Annotated in this window: 5 protein-coding genes; all 5 read right to left on the reverse strand. The window is 63.4% G+C overall.

Annotated elements, in window-relative coordinates; genetic code table 11:
- Positions 1-79 precede the first annotated feature (79 nt).
- Entirely contained in the window at positions 80-949 is an 870-nt protein-coding gene (locus tag ACIQY3_RS09625) for a TauD/TfdA dioxygenase family protein (protein ID WP_403018886.1), read from the reverse strand.
- 140 nt (positions 950-1,089) lie between these two features.
- Positions 1,090-1,284: an MbtH family protein gene (locus tag ACIQY3_RS09630; protein WP_403018888.1), complete on the reverse strand. Its 195-nt coding sequence runs from the start codon at positions 1,282-1,284 to the stop codon at positions 1,090-1,092.
- The gene (locus ACIQY3_RS09635; protein ID WP_403018891.1) at positions 1,277-10,375 is read right to left on the reverse strand and encodes an amino acid adenylation domain-containing protein; all 9,099 of its coding nucleotides are present in this window, start codon (positions 10,373-10,375) and stop codon (positions 1,277-1,279) included. Before ACIQY3_RS09635 ends, ACIQY3_RS09630 begins: the two co-directional genes overlap by 8 nt.
- Complete coding sequence (locus tag ACIQY3_RS09640) at positions 10,372-14,484, reverse strand: amino acid adenylation domain-containing protein (RefSeq protein WP_403018892.1); 4,113 nt, start codon at positions 14,482-14,484, stop codon at positions 10,372-10,374. Before ACIQY3_RS09640 ends, ACIQY3_RS09635 begins: the two co-directional genes overlap by 4 nt.
- A complete protein-coding gene (locus tag ACIQY3_RS09645; protein ID WP_403018894.1) occupies positions 14,481-24,182 on the reverse strand; it encodes an amino acid adenylation domain-containing protein in 9,702 nt (3,233 codons plus the stop codon). Before ACIQY3_RS09645 ends, ACIQY3_RS09640 begins: the two co-directional genes overlap by 4 nt.
- Positions 24,183-24,699: the final 517 nt, after the last annotated feature.

Raw genomic sequence — 24,699 nt, forward strand, 5'->3', positions numbered from 1 at the left:
GTGTCAGTCGACATCATCATTGACTGACACACCGCTTTCGCGAGCAAGCCCGCTCCCACAGGGGAATGCTGTGGAGGGCTCAGGCCTTGGGTTGTTTGCCCAGGATCGTCACGCGTTCGCCGTAGCGCGAGTGCGGGAAGTAATCCCAGACTGCGTGATGCTGGGTGCAGCGGTTGTCCCAGAACACCAGGGTGTTGGGCGCCCAGCGTACGCGGCAGCTGAGGATCGGTTCTCGGGCGATCAGATCGAACAGCATGTTCAACAGCATCTGGCTCTCGCCGCCGGACAACTGCACGATGTGCGAGGTAAACCCGGAATTGACGAACAGCGTCTTGCGCCCGGTTTCAGGGTGACGGACCACCACCGGGTGTTCGGTCTTGGGCAAATTGGCCGGTGGCTGGAAGCCCTTCCACGGAATCTCGCCGTCATGGATCGCAGTCAATCCACCCAGGAACTGCTGCATCGTTGGTGACAGCATTTCCACGGCCAGGTGCATGTTGGCGAACAGGGTATCGCCACCGGTGCCGATGGCCGGGGTTTCCTTGACGTACAACATCGAACCCATGGACGGTTCCAGGTCCGCCGTGCCGTCGGTGTGCCAGGTTTCCCCGGCGACAAACCGCGATTGCGCGTTGGCGCGGATCACCACCAGTTCCGGGTCATCGCCATCGATGTCTTCCACCGGTAAGGCCCGCAGTTCACCGAACAACCGGCCGAAAGCTTTGTGCTGGTCCACGGTCAGGTGCTGGTCGCGAAAGACCAATACATGATTCTCCAGAAAAGCCCGGCGCACTTCTGTGAGTTGTTCGTCGCTCAGCGGTTGTGACAGGTCAACGCCGCCGACTTCTGCACCGATGATGGGTGTCAGGCGGTCCACGGTGATGCTGTTGTAAGGCGCACGGGATTGCCCTGCGATGCGCTCGATAGCCTTCAATGCCAATTGATCCATGTTCCCTCACCTTATTATTTGAAATGCGTTCAAACCTGTGGGAGCGAGCCTGCTCGCGAAGACGCCGGCACAGTCAACATTTATGCTGCCTGACACAATGCTTTCGCGAGCAGGCTCGCTCCCACAGGGGTTGTCCATTGTCAGGACAAGAGCTCGCGCAACGAACGCGGCCGCATATCCGTCCAGTGTTCAGCAATGTAATCCAGGCAAACCTGCCGCTCCCCACGCTGCCCAACCTCGGTCCAACCATTAGCCATCGGCTTGCCCACCGGCCACAGGGAGTACTGGCCTTCGTCGTTGCGTACCACTTCGAATTGCGGGTTGATGTCACTCATGCTGATCGCCCTCCTCGGGTTGCGAATCGGTGCTGATGATGTCGGCGATCACCCGCGCCCACTGGCCCGCGACGACGCCGTAGTGATCGGTGTCCAGCAGCTGCCAGCTCAGCAACTGCGGGAGTAATCCTTGCCACGCTTGTTTCAGATCTTCGGTGTTCCAGGCACTGCCCACGCCATAGGGATTGGCTTGCGCGGCGATGAACAGCCGCGCTGAGGTGTTGGCCAAGGGCGGTGGCTGGAAGGCCGCCATGCTCGCGATGTTGTGGTGGCAGCAATGGGTCAGGCGCTGCATATAGAGTTGCCGGTCTTCCGACAACGCCCGGCCGACGGCGTCGGGCCAACGCTGGGCAAACTCGCGCTGGAACACCTGCTCGATGGCCTGATCATCGATGCTCGCCAGTTCCGCCCCGGCATCCGGCGCGGGCGGGTCGATCAGGTACAACAGCGGCTGCCTGATTCCGGATGACTGCGCCAGGCTGCACATCGACTGCGCCACCCAGGCACCAAACGACCAACCCGCCAGGCGCCAGGCACTGCCGTTGAGCTCCCGGGCCTGAATCGCTTTCAGGTAAAGAGTGGCGCGCTCATCGAGGCTGATGTTCGGCAAGTCCGGCAGACGCAACGCCGGATCGGCAATCACACACACGCCCAGATCCGGATGCAGCGCCGACACCAGTTCCCGATACGCCTGGACATCGCCGCCCACCGGGTGAATCAGGTACAGCCACTCACGGCCGGCCCCCGCGTGCCATTGATCAACCTGCACCGCATCGGCCCAGGTATCCGGCGCTGTTGGCGTCACACAGACCGCGGCTGCATCCACCAGCGCCAGGACTTCTTGCAGACTGACCTTGTGACTGAATTGCGAGAGCTGGAACACCACACCGGTGGCTGCTTGCAGTTCGTCGATCAGGTCCAGCAACGTCAGGGAATCCGCCCCCAGTTCGTACAGCGAATCGTCGTCCTCGAGAGTGCTGACACCCAGCCATTTGCACAGGCATTCGTGCAGATGGCTGTGCAGATCCAACACCTCCGGCACATTCATCGGCGCAATCACAGCGCCATGGCGAACCGGGTAAAAACGCCGCGCAGTGTCGATGCCAGTGGTCGAGATCAGCAGTTGTGGCAGTTGCGTCGCCATAGCCAGGTCGAACACCCGGCAGCCCTCTTCCGCCGTCATGCCGACCGTCAGGTGTTCCTGATGCGCGGCATCGCCGGTGCCGCTGGTGGTGGCCATGCCGATGTCGCGCCAGATGTCCCAGTTGATGCCCAGGCGCACGCAATCGCTGGTGGTGTTCGGACGGTAATGGGCGAAGCCGTCGAGCACGCCACTGGCGGCCGCGTAATCCATATGCCCCGCGCCGCCGAACAGCGCTGACATCGACGAGCAGTACAGGACAAACCCGGGATTCATCGCCTCAATCAAGGCCTCGACCGCGAGCATGCCACGGGTCTTGGCCGCCATGGCTTCGCCCAATTGGCGGGCGTCACGCTGGCGAATCAGGCTGCCCGCACCGACCCCGGCGGCGTGGATCACCCCGGCAAAGCGGCCGTAACGCCGGGCCAATTGGTCGAGCACCGTGGGCCAACGGACCAGGTCGGAGATGTCGGCCTGAACGCAGTCGATCCGCGCGACATACGCCGCCAGCGCTGCCGGCAATTCACCCCCACGCGAGAGCACGACGATGCGCCGTTGCGGCGCCTGCAACAGGTGCTCGGCCAACGTGCGCCCGATACCGCCCGTGCCGCCCAGCACCAGGAACGTGCCATCCATGGGCAGCCTGTTCGACATCGCTGCACTGGCCGGCAACGGGCTGGCGATCAACCGTGGTTGCCAAAGGTAACCACCGCGAATCGCCATGCGCCGAGGCAAGGACGCCGGGGCCGCGAGTAACGTCGCCAGTTCCTGCGCGCCCAAGCGGGACGACGGCCAATCCAGCCAGTGACAACGCACCGGGTATTCCTGGGGCACCACTTCGGCGATCCCGGCCAGCGCCGCCAGCTCGGGGCGCATCACTTCACCGTCCACCGGGCACGCCTGCCATGACATCAGCCACAGCCGCAGGGCCGTCGTCCGCGAGGTTTGCCCCCAGGCCTGCATCAAGGCGCTGACCGTGTCCAGACCGGCCCACTGTGCTGCCGCCAGACTTTGCTCATTGACCGGGCCTGTCACTGAAAGCGGTAAGGCATGCAGCCAGTCGAGTTCACCCAATGCGGGCTCAGCCAGTTCGTCGAGCAGGCGCGACAAGGCCTGGACGTCCAGCGGATCCAGCTCGAAACAATCCGGACCGAGTCGCTTGAAGCCGTTGCCGGCGCGCACCTGAATCACCCGCTGATAAACGCCATTCAGGCACTCCAGCAACGTCGCGTCGGGCGCATCGTTGCTGCAGATGACCAGGGTTTCACGTCGTTCGGTAGCCACCACCGTGTTCAAGCGTCGCACGCGTATCCATTGCCGTTGGTAGAACCAGTCAGCTAATGGCTGTCGCTCGATGGTCATCGCCTTTTCGGGTTCAGCGACGGCAGCCGTCTGGAACCGGAAAGTCTCCAGGTCGAAAGACGATGGCGGCAGATCCCAGGGCGGTGGCGCCGAGCGCTGTGGCCAGTCGATGGTTGCACCGTCATACCACGCCTCAATCAGCGCCTGAGTTGAATGCCCATTGGCCTTCAGCTGCACACCCGACACGCTCACTTCCTTGATCGACGAAGTCTGCAACTCCTCACCTGGCCGATACGCCATCGCCAAACGCCAGCGCAATTGACGACGACCGGATTGCAGGTGGCGCAGCAGCGCTTCGTGCCGCTCGGGATAAGCCTGCAAATACCCTTGAATCGCCGCCACATCACGCAACAACGCCGAACGGCTGTGAGCCGAGAGCATCAGGCATGGCACCACGTCTTCAGCCAAAACGTCATCCTGCTGCGCAGCCCCCACAATCACATGGGCATTGGTGCCACCGATGCCAAAACTGCTGACCCCCGCCAAACACCGCCGACCTTCTGGCCATGGCCGCGACGTAGTTGGTATGTAGAACGGCGAATTCGCGAAGTCGATTTGCGGATTGATCCGGCCAAAGCCAAGGTTCGGCGGCACTACGCCATGGAACACCGCGAGGCTGGCGCGAATGAGTCCAACCACCCCGGCCGCCGCGCCCAAATGGCCGATCTGGCTTTTCACCGAGGCCAACGCACAACCGCCGGCCGGGGCATCACCGAACGCCTTGCTCAGTGCCGCGACTTCGATCGGGTCACCCAGCAACGTGCCGGTGCCGTGGGCTTCGATGTAACCGATGTCGGCGCCGGTCAGCCCGGCCTTGGCCAAGGCTTCGCGAATCACCGCACTCTGCCCCGCCACCGATGGCGCGGTGTAGCTCATCTTGTCACGGCCATCGTTGTTCAGCGCCGAGGCCTCGACCAGCGCATAAATCCGGTCGCCATCGGCGCGAGCCCGGGCCAAAGGCTTGAGCACCACCACGCCATAACCACTGGCGCCGATGGTACCGCTGGCATCGTCGCTGAACGGTCGGCACAGACCGTCACTGGAAAAGATGTGCTGCGAACGATGGCGATAGCCGTCGGTCAACGTCGGGTCGATCAGCACCCCGGCCGCCAGCATCACGTCGCTGTCACCCTGGCGCAGCATCGCGCTGGCCAGGTGCACGCCGATCAGCGAACTGCCGCACGCTGCCTGCACGCTCATGGCCGGGCCGGTGAGGTCGAGATGGTAGGCGGCTTTGGTCGCCAGGAAGTCCTTGTCGTGGTGCAGCGCCATCTGGAAACCGTCCGGCAAATCACCGTCGGCGGTCTCGCGCAACATCTGCTGGAAGTAAGTGGTTTCGCCGCAACTGGCAATCAGGCCGATGCGCGGACCGTCGGCGGACGGCGTGATCGCCGCGTGTTGCAGCGCCTGCACACACGCCATCAACAAATGCCGCTGTTGCGGGTCCATCAGGCGCGCTTCCTGACGACTGATGCCGAAATACTCGGGGTCGAAATCCAGCATTCCGGCGAGTTGACTGCGGGCACCGACGCGCCCTTCGCTGGCCTCGAAATGCTCGATACCCAACTCGCCACCCTGGACCATGGACCAGAACTCATCGAGGTTCTGCGCCCCGGCGACGTTGACCGCCATGCCGATGATCGCCATGGGTTGCTGGCCGACATCGGCGTGGCGTACCCGCTCGGCCGGGGCCGATGGCGCGCTGGACAAGTGCGCCGCGAGCCGTCGCACTGTCACCTGTTCGAACAGATCGGCCATCGCCACTGCGTGCGGCAGTTCCTGGTTGTAGCGGGCGTGCAGGCGCATCAGGCCAAGGCTGGTGGCGCCGGCTTCGAAGAAGGTTTGATCGGGTTCGATTTCACGGCCAATCACGGCGCTGAACAACTCGCTCAGTTGCTGCTCCAGCGCGCTCAGCGCAATGGCCGGAGCCGTTGACCGACGGCGCTCCAACGCCTCACCTAACCCGCTCAAGGCCTTGCGGTCGATTTTGCCGCTGGGCGTGCGTGGCCAGGCGTCGATCCGTCGGTACTCGTCAATGCGCACGTGGGCCGGCAGTTGCCGGGTGACCTGACGATCCAGCATCTGCGCCGTCGCCGGTTCGCCTTGCAGTTGCAGGTAGGCGATCAGGCTCGGCGGATCGGCCTGGACCGTCACCACCGCGTTGATCACTTGCGGCACCTGCATCAGCGCCGCTTCGATCTGCCCCAGCTCCAGGCGATGACCGCTGAGTTTGATCTGCTGATCGTCGCGCCCCAGATAATGCAGGCAACCTTCAGGGTCGGCCCAGGCCAGGTCGCCGGTGCGATAAAACAACCGGGTGTCACCTTCAGCCTGGGGCAGTTCGATAAACCGCGCCGCATTCAATGCCGGGTCGGCGAGGTAGCAGCGGGAAATCATCGGTCCGGCCACCAGCAGGTAGCCACGGCTACCGTTCGGCACCGGGCGGTCGTGATCGTCCACCAACAACAACCGGGCATTGCTGACGGCGTGGCCAATCGGTGCGCGCAGCGGCCAGTCACGGGCGGTTGCCGACAAGCGGTAAGCGCTGACCACGTGGGTTTCCGTGGGGCCGTAGTGATTGAACAATGTCGCCAGCGGCAAACCGGCGAACCAGGTTTTCAGCGCGTCGGTGCACAGCAGTTGCTCCCCCGCCGTGACCACTTCGCGCAGTGCCGACGGGTACACGCCTTGAGCTACAGCGGTTTGCGCCAGGTGCTGCAACGCCACACACGGCAGGAACAAACGTTCGATTCGCGCCTCAACCAGATACGCCAGCAACGCCTGGGCATCCTGGCGCCAGCGGGGCGTGATCAGGTGGTAGGTGCCACCGCCGCACAAGGTGCCGAAGATTTCCTGGAACGACACATCGAACGACAACATGGAAAACTGCAAGGTCACCGATTTCGCCGGCAACTGGCCTTCGGTGCGCTGCCATTGCAGCAGGTTGCACAGGGTGCGATCCGGCACTTGCACACCTTTGGGCGTACCGGTGGAGCCGGAGGTAAACAGCGTGTACAGCGCGCGCTCGCCGGAATGACGCGGGCGCTCGAAAGATTGGGCTTCAGCGCTCAGATCCACCCGATGCCGGGCAAAGCGCTTGGCATCGAGGTTTTCCAGCGCCGCCTCGGTCGCGGTGCTGAACAACAGGCAATGCGGATTCGCCTGTTCCAGCACCTGACGCTGTACGGCCAGCGGATAACCGGGATCGAGCGGCACGGCGGTCAGGTTGAGTTTGGCCAGGGCCAGCAAGGCAACGATGTGCTCGACCGAGGCTTCAAGGAACAACACCACATGCAGCGGTGCGTTGTCATGAATCGGCAGCGGATGGCGCTCGATCAAGGTCGCCGCCAAGGTGTCGGCCAGCGTATTCAACTCGCCATAGCTCACGCGCTGCTGGCCGGCAACCAATGCGATGGCGTCCGGCGTGCAATGGACCTGATGCTCGAACCAGTCGGCCAGGGTGTAGAACGGCGGTTCGCCGCTGGCACCCTCGCTGGCCGCCGGCAATTGCCGGCGATAAGGACTGAGCAATTCGTCGAGAGTCGCTGCCGGGGATTCCAGCAGCAGGTCGAGGCCACGGCAGAACAGGTCATTCACCGCGTGCATCTGCGCTTCATCGAAGTAGCTGCACTGATATTCCCACCAGCATTCAGCCCCCACGACAAGCAAGGTCAGCGGGCATTTGGCCTGCAACGGCTCGCTGAACTCCAGCGTCGCTTGCAAGCCGGAACCCGCCAGCGCGGCGTAATCGGTGTTTTCCAGCACGAACATAAAATCGAACAACGCCGTGCCCGACGACAACCGCAAGTCTTCCACCACATCCGCCAACGCGACGTCCTGCAACGCCAGCACCTCGCGCACGGTGAAGGTCTGGCGCCGTAATTGGTCGCCCAACGCCAGCGCATTGTCGATGGCGCTCGGGATCAGCACGGTGTTGGCAAACATGCCCAGCGTCTGTTCGAATTCCGCCAGCGGCCGGTTCGACACCGGGCTGGCGATCCGTGGCCGTTCACACCCGGTCAGGGCGTACAGGCTCCAGGCGAAGACACTGAACAGCACTTCGAAACGGGTCAGGCGCTGCTGGCTGCAAAAACGCTCAAGGGCCGCGCTGCGCAGGTTGCCCAGGGGGGCGCGGTAGAGTCTGGCGTCCGGACTGACGGCTCGCATCGGCAGCAGCGCGGGCGACGGCGCCTCTTGCTGGCGGTGCAATTGCGCCAAGGCCCGGCGCTGGTCGCGGTAATGCGGATCGACACTCCACTGGCCCTGCCACAGGCCAAATTCCAGCGTGGTCAGGCGTGGCGCCGGCTCAGCACTGATGCGACCGTGCACGGCGTCTTCATACAGCTGCGTCAGGTCGTCGAACAGCAGGTTCATCGACCAGCCATCGACGATGATGTGGTGCAGGTTCAGCAACAACCGGCAACTGCCATCGGCAAACGGCAGCAGCCAGGCCTGGAACAGCGTCGGCGTGGCCAGATCAAACGGCGTACCGAACACCAATGCCGCGAAGGCTTGCCAGGTGTCTTCAGTGAAATGCCCCGATTCGAAGGTGCGGCAAACCGGGCCTTGTTCGACGATCACTTGATCGAGGCCATCAGCGCCGGACACAAACGCCGTACGTAGCCCCGGATGACGCGCCGCCAGTTGCCCCACGGCATGCGTCAGCGCCGGCACGTCGATACCCGCTGCGAGATGCAGAATCAGCGGCACGTTATAAGCGGTCGATGTCGGTGTGCGTTGTTGCATCAGCCACAAGCGGCGTTGTTCGGCGGTGGCCGGCAGACGTCGTGCGCTGCTGATGGAGGGCGCGGGAGGATAGATAAAGTTGGCCTGTTGGCCGATCAGGTGTTCGGCCAGCGCTGCGAAAGGCTCGCTCAACAACGTGGCGATGGCGATTTCACGCTGCCAATGGGTGCGAATCGCCGAACGCAAGCGCATGGCTTTGAGCGAATCGCCGCCACTGCCGAGCCAGTCGTCGTGCGCACCCAATGTCGGTTGGCCCAGCAAGGTTCGAACGTGCTCCAGCAACCAGTTCAGGGCCGGCGAAACATCGACATCACTCTGCTCGACGGCTGCCCGCCATGGTGTCAACGCCTGTGCGAGCAAGTTGTCGCGGTCGATCTTGCCGTTGGCGGTCAGCGGCAGACGCTCCAGCAAAAACAATTGGTGCGGGCGCATGTAGGACGCCAGTCGCGCCCGCAAATGGGCGTCGAACTCAACGTAGTCCAAACCGTCGCGCGGCACGATAAACGCCAGCAACTGATGATCTTCGGCAGCCTGACGCCGGGTGCAGACATACGCCTGCGCCACCCGCGGATGCTCCAGAATCTGCAGCTCCACCTCCCCTGGCTCGATGCGAAAACCACGCACCTTTACCTGGCGATCAACCCGGCCGATGTACTCGACCAATCCTTCAGCGTTGACCCGCACCCGATCACCTGTCCGGTAATGCACCTGGGCGCCAGCGTCGAGTTCGGGCAGGCGCACGAAGCTGCGGGCGGTGTCTTCGGCACGGTTGCGGTAGCCTCGGGCAACACCGCTGCCGCTCAAGTACAGCTCACCGACTTCACCGACCGCGACCGTTCGATGTTGCTCATCCAGCACCCGCACGCCAGTGTCCGGCAATGGCCGGCCAATCGGCACCGACGGGCCGCTGAAGTCCCGGGCAATCGGATAACACAACGCAAACGTGGTGCATTCGGTGGGGCCGTAGACGTTGAAGATTTGGCACTGACTGTCAGGATTCGCTCGATACCAGGCACGCACGGCGGCGGCGCTGATTTGTTCGCCGCCAATCAGCACCTGACGCAAACTGGCAAAACACGCAGGACATTCCGCGCTCAAGGTGTTGAACAGCGAAACGGTCATGAACAGGTTGTCGACCCGCTGTTCTTCCAACACCCGGGCCAGACGTTGCGCGTCCAGCAAATCGTGATCGGCAATCATCACGCAGCAACCGCCATTGAGCAGCGGCGCCCACAGTTCAAAACTGCACGCATCGAAGGCCGGATTCGACAGGCAGGCAAAACGGTCCGCCGGACGAATCTCGATGTAGCCAGCGGTTTGGGTCAGGCGCAGCAAGCCTCGTTCGCCGACTTCCACCGCTTTCGGTGTGCCGGTGGTGCCCGAGGTGTAGAACAGGAAACTTACCTCGGCAAACGTGTCGGCCAAGGGTTGTGGCGGTTGATCCGGGTGATCCAGCAGCGCGTCGACACTCGCCTGCCAAAGCGCGGTTGCCGGGCTCCATTCTTCATCCAGCGTGATCAGCCCCACGCACGCGGCGTCGGCAAGCATCAAGTCCCGGCGCTTCAAAGGGCTGGCACGGTCCAGCGGCACCACCACGGCGCCGACTTTCAACGCACCAAGTATCGCCGCGAGCCATTGCCAGCCACGCGGCATGCACAGCGCCACTGCCTGGCCCGGTTGCACGCCCCGCGCCTGCAAACCCCGGGCGATGCGTTCGCTGGCGCTGGCCAGTTCGGCGTAGGTCAGCCGTGAGTGCTGATCAATGACTGCCAGGGCTTGGGGATCGCGCCGTACTTGTCCGGCAAATTGTGCGAGCAACGTCAGCATCTGTGGATTCATCATTTCGCCTCCTGCGCGTCGAAGCGTTGCAGCTCCTGCTTGAGGGTCTGGGAGACCCGATGCACTTCAGCGGTTTCAAGCATGTCCCAGTGACCGCCATTCACCAGTTTCGCCAGGAAGCCCTCGCCAGCACGCCGACGCCAGAAGCCCCGCAGTTCATGCAACTGCTGGCGACTGAAACCTTCCCGGGCCTGGATCAGCACCACGCGACCGGCGCGGGGCTCGCACTCGTAGCCGGCCATGGCCAGACGGTTGTGGTTGTAGAGGTGGAAATAACGCTCGACCTGGGCGTCTTCGATGCCGGGGTACATGCCATTGAAGCGCACCAGTTTGTCGCGGAACTCGGCCATGTCCACGGTGCCGATCTGTTGCCGGAAACCCGGATCATCCGAGCCTTGGGTATCGAGCAATACCACGGTCACTTGGCGATGCCCCGCCGCTGTCAAACGTCGGGCCATTTCGTAAGCCACCAGACCACCGAAGGACAGCCCGGTGAGCACCAGCGGTTGCGTCGCCAAGGGTTCGATCAGGCGCAAATAGGCCTCGGCCATGGCTTCGACCGTCGGCTCGGTGGCTTCCCCCGGATTCAGTCCCGGCGATTGCACACCGTACACACCCACCGCTTCCGGCAGCACTTTGGCCAGGGACAAATAGCAAAACGCGGTGCCACCCGCCGGGTGAATGCACACCACATTGCGCTGGCCCGCGCCGCGACGAAATTCGATCAGATTGCTTTGCACCGCCGCCGGACTGGCCCCGGCGCGCAACCAGCCGCCCAGAGCTTCGATGGTCGGGTAGCCGAGCACCACGCGCACCGGCACTTCGACGGCGAACGCCTGGCCGATCTGGTGGGCCATTTTGATCGCCGCGATGGACGTCCCGCCGACGTTGAAAAAGTTGTCGCGGATGCCGATCTGGGTCGCCAGCAACAAACCTTTCCAGATTTGGTACAGGGTCAGTTCGATGTGGTCCCGCGGGCTGCTCAGGTTGACCTGACGATTGGCCAGGTCGTGATCGGCCAGGGTCGTCAGGGCCACGCGATCGACTTTGCCATTGGCGGTCAGCGGCAGCGTGTCGAGCCACAGGTAGGCGCTCGGCAATACCGCACTTGGCAACGTGGCCGCCAGGTGCGCGTGCACCGCCGACTCGTCCGGGGTTTCCATCACGGCACAGCAGGCTACGAGTCGCTGGTTCTGCGCCGTGTCGCCGACCATCAGCACCACGGCGGCGCGGATGTCGGCGAACGCTTCCAGGCGTACCTCGATCTCGCCCAGTTCCAGGCGCACGCCGCGCAACTTGACCTGGAAGTCGTTGCGCCCGAGGAATTCCAGCTGGCCATCCGGGCGATAACGCGCCAGATCGCCGCTGCGATAGAGCCGGTCACCGGGCACGAACGGGTTGTCGATAAAGCGCTCGGCGGTGAGTTGTGCCAGTCCCAGATAACCACGGGCCACACCCACGCCACCGATGTGCAGTTGTCCTGTAACGCCCACCGGCACCGGCGCATCGCGCTCATCCAGCACGTAGAAACGGTTGTTGGCGATGGGCCGGCCAATCGGCACTTGCAGGGCCGGGACCTCGGCGCCGGGCTCCAGGGTCCAGACGCTGTTGATCACCGTGGTTTCGGTCGGGCCATAGACATTGTGCAAACGGGCATGGGGCAGACGCTCCTGAAAACGCCGGGCCAGGGCCGGCGACAGCTCACCGCCGCCGCTGAACACGTCGGTCAGCTCGGTGCACAGACTGACTTCATCGACCTCAAGAAACAGTTGCAGCATCGCCGGCACAAACACCAGCGCCGTGACTCGCTGTTCGCGCACCACTTTCGCCATGTAACCCGGTTCCAAATGACCACCGGGACGTGCGACAACCAGCCGCCCGCCCGTGGCCAGCGGCCAGAAAGTTTCCCAGGCCGAGGCGTCGAAACCGAAGGGAATCTTGTGCAGCATCACCCCGGTTTCGCCGCAGACCTGGGAACACCACAGCAACAGATTGCTCAGGCCGCGATGGGCGACCATCGCGCCCTTCGGCAACCCGGTGGTGCCCGAGGTGTAAATCACATAGGCGAGGTGATCGGGCGTGACACCGACGCTGCGCGGGTCGGGGTTGTCTGGCGACAGCCCGACCCAACTTCCGGCGTCGGCCTTGAGGTCAAGTACCGGCGCTTCCCAGGTTGAGCCTTGCTGGGCCTGGCGTAAGATGGCGTGCGCCGAGCCGAGGGTCAGCAGCACCGCCGGAGTGCTGTCGCTGAGCATGTGGCTCAGGCGTCCGACCGGGTAATTCGGGTCCAGCGGCACATAGGCACCACCAGCCTTGAGCACCGCCAGCAGCGCCACCGGCAATTCCAGCGAGCGCTCGACACACACCGCCACGCGCACGTCCGGGCCGACACCGAGGCTGCGCAAATAGGCGGCCAGACGATTGGCCTGGGCATTCAATTCGCCGTAGCTCAGGGTTTCAGCTTCGAACGCCACCGCGCAGGCTTGCGGATTGCGCGCAACCTGGGTTTCGAACAATCGGTGCACACAATCGACCGGTTGCATCAGCGGCGCGGAACGGTTCCAGTCCACCAGGATTTGTTCGCGCTCGGCCTCGGCCAACAGCGACAACGCGCCAATCGGCTGCTTGGGGTCCTGGGCGATGTGTTCGAGCAACTGCCGGTAATGCCCGCTCAGGCGTTCAATGGTCGCCACGTCGAACAGGTCGGTGTTGTACTCGATCAACAGATTCAGCCGCCCTTCCCGTTCTACCCACTCAAATGCCAGGTCGAACTTGGCCGTGGCGCTGCTGGTGCTGTAGGGCGACAGGCTTAAACCGGGCATTTCCACCGCGCCGCCGGGGGTGTTCTGCAATACCAGCATCACCTGGAACAACGGCGAATGAGCGGTATCACGCTGCGGGTTGACGGCCTCGACCACCCGGTCTAACGGCACGTCCTGATGAGCGTGAACGTCGAGCATCTGCCCGCGCACATCGCGCAGCAATTCGGCGAAGGTTTGCTGCGAATCCAGGCGTTGGCGCAGCACCAAAGTGTTGACGAAGTGCCCGATCAGCGGCTCGATTTCCGGGCTGCTGCGGTTGGCGAATGGTGTACCGATGCACAAATCCTGCTGACCGCTGTACCGCCAAAGCAGCACGGCCAGAGCGCCCATCAACACGTTGAACAAGGTGCCTTGGGTTTGTCGAGCCAACCCATTCAGCTCACGCAACGTGTTGCCGTCGAGGGATGAACTGAAAGTGGTGCCGGCATAGCGCTGCACCAGTGGCCGAGGACGGTCGGCGGGGATGGTCGAGAGTGCCGGCGCGTCGGCCAGGGTGCGCCGCCAGTAATCAAGTTGCGCGGTTAACGCGTCACCAACGAGACGTTGCTGTTGCCAGCAGGCGTAGTCGGCGTACTGCACCGGTAATGGCGCCAGGCTCGACGGCTCGCCGCGCAGGTAATCGCCATACAACGTGGCGACTTCGTGCAGGATCACGCCCATCGACCAACCATCGGCGATGATGTGGTGCACGCTGTACAGCCACAGGTATTCGTCGTCGGCCAGGCGCAGTAACGCGGCTCGGAACAGTGGGCCGGTGGCCAGATCGAACGGTGCGCGAGCATCGTGATCAACTGCCGCCCTCACCTGTTGCTCGCGTTCGGCGGCTGGCAGGTCGCGTAAATCGGCCACATGCAGTGCCAGCGGCATCGCCGGATGGACAATTTGACGCGGTTCGCCATCCACACTGCAAAACGTCGTGCGCAGGATTTCGTGGCGCTGGATCAGTTCGTTCAGTGCCCGCTCCAGCAGCGGCACTTCAAGCGAACCCTTGAGGGTCACCGCCGTGGGCACGTTGTAGAACGCGTTGCCCGGTTCCAGTTGATCGAGAAACCACAATTGTCGCTGGGAAAACGACAGCGGCGCGGTCGATTCACCGGCCGGTCGTAGCGGAATCGCCGCGCCGTCTTGGCCGCCCAGCAACGCAATCAATTCCAGTTTGTGGCGCTTGAGCGCCTGCATCATCTCTTCAGTGAGAAACCCGCGCGGCGCCTTGCAGCGCAGCTTGTCGCCGTCCACTTCAAGAACTACAGCATGACGAGCGAACAGCTCCAGCAATTGATAGGCGTTCATACCTCAAATTCCTCCATGTCGCTGTCGTCACTGGGCTGGTCGGGCGCAAAGGCCTCGACTTGGGCGCGGTGTTGCTCATCCGTGGTGCGCAGGCCACCGACCATCGAGTAGATCAATTGATGGCTCGGCCCGAGGTCGAACAGCGCCGGCAATTGCGCCTCTTCAATCGAACCCGTACCGCACAGGCCCAGGCCTTGTTCGACGGCAGTCATGGTCAGCAATTGCGCCATGGCGCCGGTTTCGATGTGGCAGAAATCGCGACTGCGCTCGCCGTACAGCGGACGGATCGCGGCCATGTCGGCGATGAAAAACAGCGAGAACGCGGCGTTCTCATACACCGGGCGATTGACGAAGTAGTCGTAGGTGTCCGGGTCGAGCACCCCGCTGTCGAGGGCGAGCAACCGGTGCTGGCGCGGGTCGTAGTAATACGCGCCACCGGGCACGCCGAGCACTCGGTCCGGCTTGACGTAGAGGTACGCCTGGATCGGGTACAAGCCGCCCGCCGACGGAAACTGGTATTTCACCTCGCCGTCGAGTTGCCCCTGGGCAAGTGCCGCCAACAGTTCGGCAAAAGCGCGGGTTTCAATCGGCTGTGCGGCGTACTGGCGCACCGAACGGTAATCGCTGAAGCGCCGGGTGAATGCCGGGGATTGCGGCAGTGACAGCGCCACCGCCGACAAGTCCGGGGCAAAGCTGCGACGCCCACGCTGATCAGCCTTGAACTGCGCGCGTTGCTGCGGATCTTCGATGACCTCTTCAGGACTGCCCGCACGCTGTTGCGCATTGCTGACCAGTTCCTGGCGCGCCAGGCTCTGGCGGTACATGCCGACCAGGTGCAGCAAGGTCGGTTGCGCCAACAGTTGCGCCACATGGGGACGGAACCGAAGTTCGCTGGACAATGCGTTGCTGATGCGCACGATGTCGATCGACGTCGCGCCGAGGTTCAGCAGGTTGGCGTTGCCGGCGATGGCATCGCGCTTGAGCACGCCCTGCACGATCGCCACCAGCCGTTGTTCCTGCGGTCCCTCGACGTCCAGCGCCGGGCCGGACTCCTGTTGTTGCGAGGGTTCCGGCAAGCGTTTTTTGTCGACCTTGCCGTTGGACGACAACGGCCAGGCCTCCACGAAAGTAAACGACGACGGCACCATGTACGCCGGCAGTTTGTCTGCCAGGTACTGGGCGAAGTCGCTGGCCTGCAACGCCGGATCGGCCCTGAGCACATAGCCGGCCAAGCGTTTTTCGCCGAGCGTGCTGCCGAGGATTTGCACCACCGCCCCTTGCACGCCGGGATGGCGATTGAGCGCGGCTTCGATTTCACCCAACTCGATACGATAGCCCTGGACCTTGACCTGATTGTCTTCGCGACCAAGGAATTCGATGTTGCCGTCGGGCAGCAAACGCCCGAGGTCGCCGGTGCGGTACAGGCGTTCGCCGGTCAACGGGTGCGGGAAGAAACTGCCGGCGCTGAGTTTTTCATCACGCCAGTAACCTTGCGCCAGGCCGATACCGCCGATGTACAACTGCCCCGCAACCCAGGTCGGGCGCACTTGCAGGGCTTCGTCCAGCACGTAAAAGCGCTGGTGATCGAGGGCCTTGCCGTAAGGGATGCTGCGCCACGCCGGATCGACGTGCTGCACCGGGTAGCAGATCGACCAGATTGAGGCTTCGGTGGCCCCGCCGAGGCTGAACAGTTGCGCCGACGGCTGCAACGCCCACAGCCGTTGCGGCAGGGTCAGGGGAATCCAGTCGCCGGAAAGCATCGCCACCCGCAGGCTGACCGGCAGCGTACCGCCCTCGCCCTCTACATATTCGAGCAACATGCCGAGCAACGCCGGCACCGAGTTCCACAGGCTCACTTGATGACGTTCGATCAAGTCCCGCCAATGCGCCGGGTCGAGGGCCAGTTGCGGTTCAAGCACCACCACCGCTGCGCCGACGGCCAGGGTGCCGAAGAAGTCATACACCGAGAGGTCGAAACTTAGCGACGAAATCGCCAGCACCCGGTCCGCCGGGCCGACGGCAAAACGCCGGTTGATATCGAGCAAGGTGTTGACCGCGCCGCGATGGTCGATGACCACGCCTTTTGGCATGCCGGTGGAGCCGGAGGTGTAGATCACGTAGGCCAGATCGGTCGGTGCGACGTTGACTGGTTGCAACGGCGCGTGTTCGGCCATGACGTCATCGGTCACGGCGATGGCGCTGACCTGCACGGGCCACTCGATCACGCCGAGGAGCGCCGGTTGGGTCAGCACCAGGCTGACTTCGGCCCGCTCAAGAATATGCCGCACCCGCTCCGCCGGCAGCGTCGGGTCAATCGGCATGTAAGCGCCACCGGCGTAGAGAATCGCCAGCGTCGCCACCACTTGTTCCCAGCCGCGTTCCATCATCACGGCGACCAGTCGATTGGGCACCACGCCCTCGGCCTGAAGCAGCACCCCCAGGGACCGCGCCTCATCGCGCAATTGCCCGTAGGTGAGTTGCCGCTGTGCAGCGATCACCGCCACAGCGTCCGGCGTGATGAGGGCCTGACGCTCGAACAATTCGTGCATCAACGGCAACGCTTCTTGAGTGTCGAGGGGTGCCGGCAAGCGGGCCAACGGCAGCAGTTGCGGCGTGCTCGCGTCCCAGGCCGTCGGTTCCAGCAGGAGATCCAGCAACGCGTTATAGGCCACGAACATTTCTTCGATCATGCCCGCCGGAAACAGCTCATCAATGCTGTCCCAGTTGAACAGCAAGCGTCCTTCCAGCTCCAGCAAGGTGTGGTCGAGCCACACTTGCGGGGTCTGGGTGATGCTGTGCATGTGCCTGGCGTTCAACGCGTCCGCCAGGTTGAACTCCGCCAGCTCCGGCGCCGCTTCCGACAACGTGCTGTTGAACACGATCGGCATCGCCGTCTGCTGCACGCCTCGGGCCTGGGACAATTCCCGCAGCACCCGCACCCCGCTGACCACCGAGTGATCGATGTCTTGCCACAACTGCGCCTGCAACGCCCGGGCCTTGTCGGTGAAACTCATGGCCCCGGCAATGCTGACTTCCAGCAGCACCAGGGAGGTGAAGTCGCCGATGATTTCATCGACATCCGGGTGCAACGGCAAACGGTTGAACAGCGGCAGACTCAGGGTGAAGCGCGGTTGTCGGCTCCACAGCGCCAGCACTTCGCTGAATGCCGTCAACAGCATCACCGACGGTGTCACCGCAAACTGTTTGGCCACGGCTTTGAGCTGCGCCCATTGCGTCGCCGGCATGTCGCGGTCGCGGCGGGTGAAGTGCGGGTTGCTGATGCTGTCCGGTTGGCGCACCAGCGGCAGGTCCGGCGCCGGCGCCAGGGTGGTGACCCGTTCACGCCAGTAGCTCAGCGCCTGCTCGTAACGAATACCGCTGCGCAGTTGATGTTCGGCCAACACGTAATCACGGAAGGTCAGGCCCGGTTCGGGCAGGATCAGATTCGGGTCAACGTAAAACGCCATCAGTTCGCGAGCGAGAATCTGCGTGCTCGCGGCATCGACGATCAGCGCATCCAGGCTGATGTGCAGATGGGTGATGCCGTCACCGAGCAACGACAGGCTGAACTCGAACAGCGGCCAGCGACTGGCGTCCAGCACTTGGTGGGACTGGCGCTCGCGGGTGGCTTGAAGGGTCTGTTGCGCGACCTCGGCGGGCACGCCGCGCAAATCGCTGCGGGGCATGCAGTAGGTCGGCACCTGCTCCAACACCTGTTGCGTGCCGTCGCTGAGAAACACCACGCGCAGCATGTCGTGGCGCTGGATCATGCGATTCAACGCCTGCTCGAAACGCGGGGCGTCGAAGTCGGGAATGCGCAGTTCTTCGTAGCCGTGGGCACTGACCCCGCCGAGGCTGACCGTGGCTTCGCGACCGAACCAGTAGGCTTGCTGGATATCGGTCAGGGGGAACGGCGCATGCCGGGCATCGCGATCCGCCTCGATCTCAAGGAAAGCCGGGACGATTTGCGCTTCATCACTGCGCCCGGCCTGCACCTGCGCCGCCAGGTCCATCAGCACCGGCGTCTTGAACAGACTGCTCAAGGACAACTGCGCGCCCATGCGCTGGTTGATCGCGTAGATCATCCGCGTCGCCAGCAGCGAGTGTCCGCCAAGTTCGAAGAAGTTATCGTGAATCCCGACCCGCTCGCACTTGAGCACCTCGGCCCAGATCTCGGCCATTTGCTGTTCGGTGTCATTGCGCGGCGCCACGTAAGTGGCCCCGGCGTTGCGTTCCGGTGCGGGCAGCGCCTGGCGGTCGAGTTTGCCGTTGCGGGTCAACGGCAACTGCGCCATCGACACCCAGGCGCTGGGGATCATGTGTTCCGGTAGATGACGTTGCAGTTCGGCGCGCAGGGATTCGCTGGACGCCGGACCGACCACGTAGGCCACCAGACGCTTGTCCCCCGGCACGTCTTCACGCAGCAACACCGCGGCTTCCTGCACGCCGGGCTGCTGTTGCAACAGGCTGTCGATCTCACCGAGTTCGATACGGAAACCGCGCAGCTTGACCTGCTGGTCGATGCGTCCCAGGTACTGCACGTTTCCGTCGGCCTGGAATTTCGCCAAGTCACCGCTGCGGTACATGCGCGCGCCGGGTTTGGCGCTGAACGGGTCCGGCACGAAGCGTTCGGCGGTCAGGTCCGGGCGGTTCAGATAACCCCGAGCCAGGCACGCGCCAGCGATGTACAACTCCCCCGCCACGCCGACCGGCACCGGGTTCATATCAACGTCGAGCACATACAGCCGCGCGTTGGCGATCGGACGGCCAATCGGCGGCGCGTCTGGCCAGTGTTCAGCGTCGCTGCATGAGAGGCTGAACTGGCTGACCACATGGGTTTCGGTCGGGCCGTACTGGTTGTGCAATTGCGCGCCGCCGAGGCCACGCACAAAGCCGCGCAGTTCATCGTTGATTTGCAGGGCCTCACCCGCCGTGACGATGTCGCAGCCACCGGCCGGCATCGGCGCGTCGGCCTCGGTCAGCCCGGCGAGTTGCTGCAACACGGCAAACGGCAGGAACGCCCGCTGCACGCCTTCGGCCACCAGGGTCGGACGCAGCGCGGCGAGGTCCTTGCGGCTGTCTTCGGTCATCAGCAACAGGCTGCCACCCGAACACAAAGTGCTGCAGATTTCCTGGAACGACACGTCGAAGTTCAGCGAAGCAAACTGCAGGACCCGGCCCGGTGCCTGCGCTTGGTCGAGCTGCCAGGCGATCAGGTTATCCAGGGCGCGGCGGCTGTGGGCCACGCCTTTCGGGCGGCCAGTGGAGCCGGAGGTGTAGAGCACGTAGCCCAGATTGTCAGGGCTGACGACCACTTGCGGATCAGTGTCCGGACAGTGCGCCCAGCGCTGTGCATCGGTGTCCAGGCAGCAGGCGTTGGTGAGCGTGGGCAGACCGTCGCGCAATGGGTCCTGAGTCAGCAGCAAGGTCGGTGCCGCATCGCTGAACATGAAAGCCAGACGCTCTCTCGGATACGCCGGGTCGAACGGCACATACGCCGCGCCCGCCTTGAGGATCGCCAGCAAACCGATGACCATTTCCGGCGAGCGCGCCAGGCAAAGTCCCACTCGGTGCTCGGGGCGCACGCCTTGCTCGATCAGGTAATGCGCAAGGCGATTGGCGGCTTGATTCAGTTCGCCATAACGCAGTTGCCGGTCATTCGCGAGCACCGCCACTGCCTCTGGTGTTTGCCGGGCAATGGCTTCAAACCGCGCCACACAATCGGGCATGCCCGAGGTGTCGCGCTCGGTGCGGTTCCAGTCGTGGACGATCTGTTGATGCTGTTCCGCGCTCAGCAAATCAACCGTGGTCAACGGCTGCTTAGGGTTCTCGACCATCTGGGTCAACACCCGACGCAGGTACTCACCGAACTGCGCCACCGTGGCCGGCTCAAACAGCCCCGAGGCGTATTCAAGACCGCCGACAATCTGCCCGTCACGCTCATGCAGCGCCAGTTGCAGATCGAACTTGGCCACGTGATGGCTGCTCTCGACCGGGCTGACCTCAAGCCCCGACAACACCAGATCGGAATCCTGATCCTGCTCCCAGGCAAACAGCACCTGGAACAACGGACTGTGGGCCAGGCTGCGAGGCGGGTTGAGCAATTCGACGACCTGCTCGAACGGCAGATCCTGATGTTCCTGGGCGCCCAGCGCCACACGGCGCGCCTGTTGCAGCCATTGCGCCACTGACGGAGAGCCCGAGCGGGTCATGCGCAGCGCCAGGGTGTTGACGAAGAAACCGATCAGCCCTTCCAGTTCCTGCTGCGTGCGGTTGGCCGACGGCACGCCGATCACCACATCGGCTTGCCCGGACAGGCGCGACAGCACCAGCGACCACGCCGCGAGCAACGTCATGAACAGCGTGGTGCCCTGCTGCATGCACAAGGTTTTCAACTGCGCGGTCAATGCCGGGTCGAACACCAGCGGTACGAAACCGCCGAGGTAATCCTGCACCGGTGGGCGTTTGTGATCGGCCGGCAGTTCCAGCAACACCGGCGCGCCGCTGAGGGTGTCGCGCCAGTAGCTGTTCTGTTCGGCCAGCACGTCGCCGGTCAGCCACTGCCTTTGCCACACCGAGTAATCCACATACTGCACGGGCAGCGCTGGCAATGGATCGTCGCGGTCCTGAACGGCCGCTTCGTACAGCAAGCCCAACTCGCGGGTGAGCACGCCCATGGACCAGCCATCGGAGATGATGTGGTGCTGAGTCAGCAGCAACACATGGTCGTCGTCCGCCAGCCGCACCAGGCTGACGCGCATCAGCGGTCCACGGGTCAGGTCGAAGGGCTTGGCGCCTTCTTCGTCGATCAATTGCGTAAGACGCGCTTGGGGTTGGCCTTGCTGGTCAATCACCGACAGCTTGATGAACTGCCAGAGCGCCGCGACCAGTTGCCGCCCTTCCCCTTCAACAGCGATGAACGTGGTGCGCAGCGCTTCATGCCGCGCCACCAGTTGATTGAAGCTGCGTTCCAGGGCGGCGACCTGCAACGGACCGCGCAAGCGCAGGTTCAATGGCATGTGATACGCCGCGTTGCCACCCTCCATTTGTGCGAGGAACCACAGGCGCTGCTGGGCAGACGACAACGTTTGCGCGCCCGGCCGTTCAACAGCCGTTATCGCCACGCGAGCCTTGTCCTGGTTGAGTTTCAGGCGTTCGGCGAACTGTTCCAGCACAGGCGCGGCAAACAGCGTCGAAGGGGCCACTTCCAGACCGAGTTGCTGGCGAACCTGAGCCAGCACGCGCATCACCAGCAACGAGTGACCGCCGAGGGCGAAGAACTGATCCTGACGCCCGACCCGCTCGACACCGAGCACTTCGGCCCAGATTTTAGCGAGTGCGATTTCCAGTGGACCTTGCGGCGGCTGGTAGTCGCGCTGATCGAAGGCCTCGGCATCCGGCATCGGTAATGCACTGCGATCCAGTTTTCCGTTGGCGGTCAGCGGCAGCGCATCCAGGCGCACGTATGCGGTGGGCACCATGTAATCCGGCAGGCTGGTGTGCAGTTGTTCACGCAGCGAACGCGGGGTCAGCGCCGCGTCTTGGCTTTCGCAGTAATAGGCCACCAGTCGCGATTCGCCGAGCGTGTCCTGGCGCAACAGCACCAGGCTTTCGCGCACCCCGGCGATGTCCGCCAGACGCGCTTCGATTTCCCCCAGCTCCAGACGCAAGCCACGCAGCTTGGCCTGGAAGTCGTTGCGACCGAGGAATTCGAGATTACCGTCCGCCCGATAACGTGCCAGATCGCCGCTGCGATACAGACGCTCGCCTGCCACAAATGGACTGTCGATAAAACGTTCGGCGGTCAGTTGCGGCAGATTGAGGTAACCCCGCGCGACGCCAACACCACCGATGTGCAATTCGCCCGCGACACCCACGGGCACGGGTGCGCCCAAGGCATCCAGCAGGTAAATCCGCGTGTTGGCCAGCGCTCGCCCGATCGGCAACACGCCGTCGGCCACGCTATCGGCGTTGAATTCAAAACAGGTGCTGTCGATGCTCGCTTCGGTAACGCCATAGGCCTGGACGATTTGCACCTGTTCGCCACACAACCGGCGCAATTGCCGGGCGCTGTGGGCGGTCCAGATGTCCGAGCCGCAGACCACGGTGCGCATGAACGACAGGTCGTGGCCGGTTTCTTCGACCCAGGCCAGAAACGGATTGATCACCGCCGGCACGAAGTCGGCGAAACCGATGTGGGTTTCGCTCAGCAGGCGATACAGCGCCGGCGGGTCCATCAGCGTTTCACGCGGACACAGCACCAAGGTGCCGCCAAAGCCCAGTGCGCGGATCAGGTCGGCGCTGAACACATCGAAGGAAAAACCGGCCATTTGCAGGTGATTGAGGGGCGCGCCCAATGCGTAAAGCTTTTCCCACGCCGCGCTGACGGCGATCAGCCCACGGTGCTCGACCATCACGCCTTTAGGGGTGCCGGTGGAGCCCGAGGTGTAGATCACGTAGGCCAGGTGCCGGGGCGTTAGCCCAACGATGAGGGGATCGGGATTGTTCGGTGATTGCGAGGCCCATGGGCGGGTGTCGGTGATGTCCAGCACGGTTGAATGCTGAAGAGCAGCCGTGTCCTGGCCTTGGGTCAGCACCACGACGGGCGCACTGTCGGCGAGCATATGCGCCAGCCGCGCCGGCGGATACGCCGGGTCCAGCGGCACATACGCACCGCCAGCCTTGAGCACCGCCAGTACGCCGACCAGCATGTCCAGCGAGCGCTCCAGGCACAACCCGACGCGCACGTCCGGGCCGACACCGAGGCTGCGCAGGTGATGGGCCAGGCGGTTGGCGCGGGTGTTCAGTTCGCCGTAGCTCAGCGCCTCGTCGTTCAATCGTGCGGCGATGGCATCGGGGTTGCGCAGGACCTGGGCTTCGAACAAACCGTGTACGTATTGGTTGGCGTCGAACGGTTGCTCGGCGCTGTTCCAGTCGTGCAGCAGGCGTTGGCGTTCGGCGTCGTCGAGCATCTCCAGCGCCATTGCCGAAGCTGCGGGTTGCGCGACCATATGCTGCAGAATCGTGTTCAGGTAACCGGCGAAACGCTCAATGATGGCGGCGTCGAACAACGCCGAGGCGTAATGCAGATAGCCGCTGATGCACCCTTCCGTTTCGGCCAGCACCAATGTCAGGTCAAACCCGGCAGGCAGCGAATGCGAGTGGTCCAAGGCGAACAGCACCTGGATCAGCGGATGGTAAGCGGGGCTGTGTTCGGGGTTGAGTTGCGCGAGCAATTGCTCGAACGGCAGGTCCTGATGTTCCTCGGCGCCGAGTAGCACAGCGCGGGTGTGATCGAGCAGTTGGCTCGTGGACGGAGCCTCCGTCGGGGACAGGCGCAGTGGCAGCGTGTTGCCTAAATCTCCCGTGCGCGCCCCGATCATCACCTCGTGCTGACCGGACAACCGCGCCAGCACCACCGCCCAACCGGCGAGCAAGGTCATGAACAACGTGGTGCCATGTTGCCGTCCCAACGCCTTGAGCCCTTCGGTCAACGGCGCATCCAGCAAAAGCGCGTGCGAAGCGGTTTGAGCGCCCTGCACCGCCGGCCGTGGCCGGTCGGTAGGGAGCTCCAGCAACGCAGGGGCATCGGCCAACCGCTCGCGCCAGTAGGCGAGTGCCGGGGTGGTCGATGGATTTTCGGGTAAAGCATTGGGCTGCGCGGAGGTCATCCCACGCGAGGAGGATTTGTCGAACATCAGGCTACCGTCCATGACTACATTATTTTTGTGTGTTTGGCTGGGACGTTCATCACCCGCCAGTCAGGCCCGACAGTGTGTGCCGGGTCGGTCATGCGAAATCAGGGGGATGGTGCGGCGCGTGCCCGCGGACTCACGTCAGGGGCGGACGCAGTGGCGCACAAGGAATTGCGGGGGATTTGGCTGGCGAACAGCGCTGCAAGGCGTGAATCGCAAACAGCAAGGGAACTGACGGGGACATTGGCGACTTCGGTCGTCCTGCCCATTACACCGACGAATGCATACCGCTTGACCAATTGAAACCTCACCTTTCGTTTGAGGGTCAACGACGGGGAACGGCCTGCGCAGGGGTGACAGCGCTAGGGTGGACCCGATCGGCTGCGATTGCCGGGTCTGTGGACGCATGGCAATCCTTTGGCGCCAGGCTTTTGGCCTGGTGCGCCGCCGGATAATAACCATGGATTTTGGCGGTGAAGCAAACAAAAAGTTACAAAAGTGAAAAATATCTTTCAGATAT

It is taken from the genome of Pseudomonas sp. NPDC096950, assembly GCF_044762525.1.
GTDB lineage: Bacteria > Pseudomonadota > Gammaproteobacteria > Pseudomonadales > Pseudomonadaceae > Aquipseudomonas.

Excerpts from the sequence above, each read along its gene's own strand:
- ACIQY3_RS09625 (WP_403018886.1), bottom strand. The coding sequence starts at position 949 with ATGGATCAATTGGCATTGAAGGCTATCGAGCGCATCGCAGGGCAATCC.
- ACIQY3_RS09630 (WP_403018888.1), bottom strand. The coding sequence starts at position 1,284 with ATGAGTGACATCAACCCGCAATTCGAAGTGGTACGCAACGACGAAGGC.
- ACIQY3_RS09635 (WP_403018891.1), bottom strand. The coding sequence starts at position 10,375 with ATGATGAATCCACAGATGCTGACGTTGCTCGCACAATTTGCCGGACAA.
- ACIQY3_RS09640 (WP_403018892.1), bottom strand. The coding sequence starts at position 14,484 with ATGAACGCCTATCAATTGCTGGAGCTGTTCGCTCGTCATGCTGTAGTT.
- ACIQY3_RS09645 (WP_403018894.1), bottom strand. The coding sequence starts at position 24,182 with ATGTTCGACAAATCCTCCTCGCGTGGGATGACCTCCGCGCAGCCCAAT.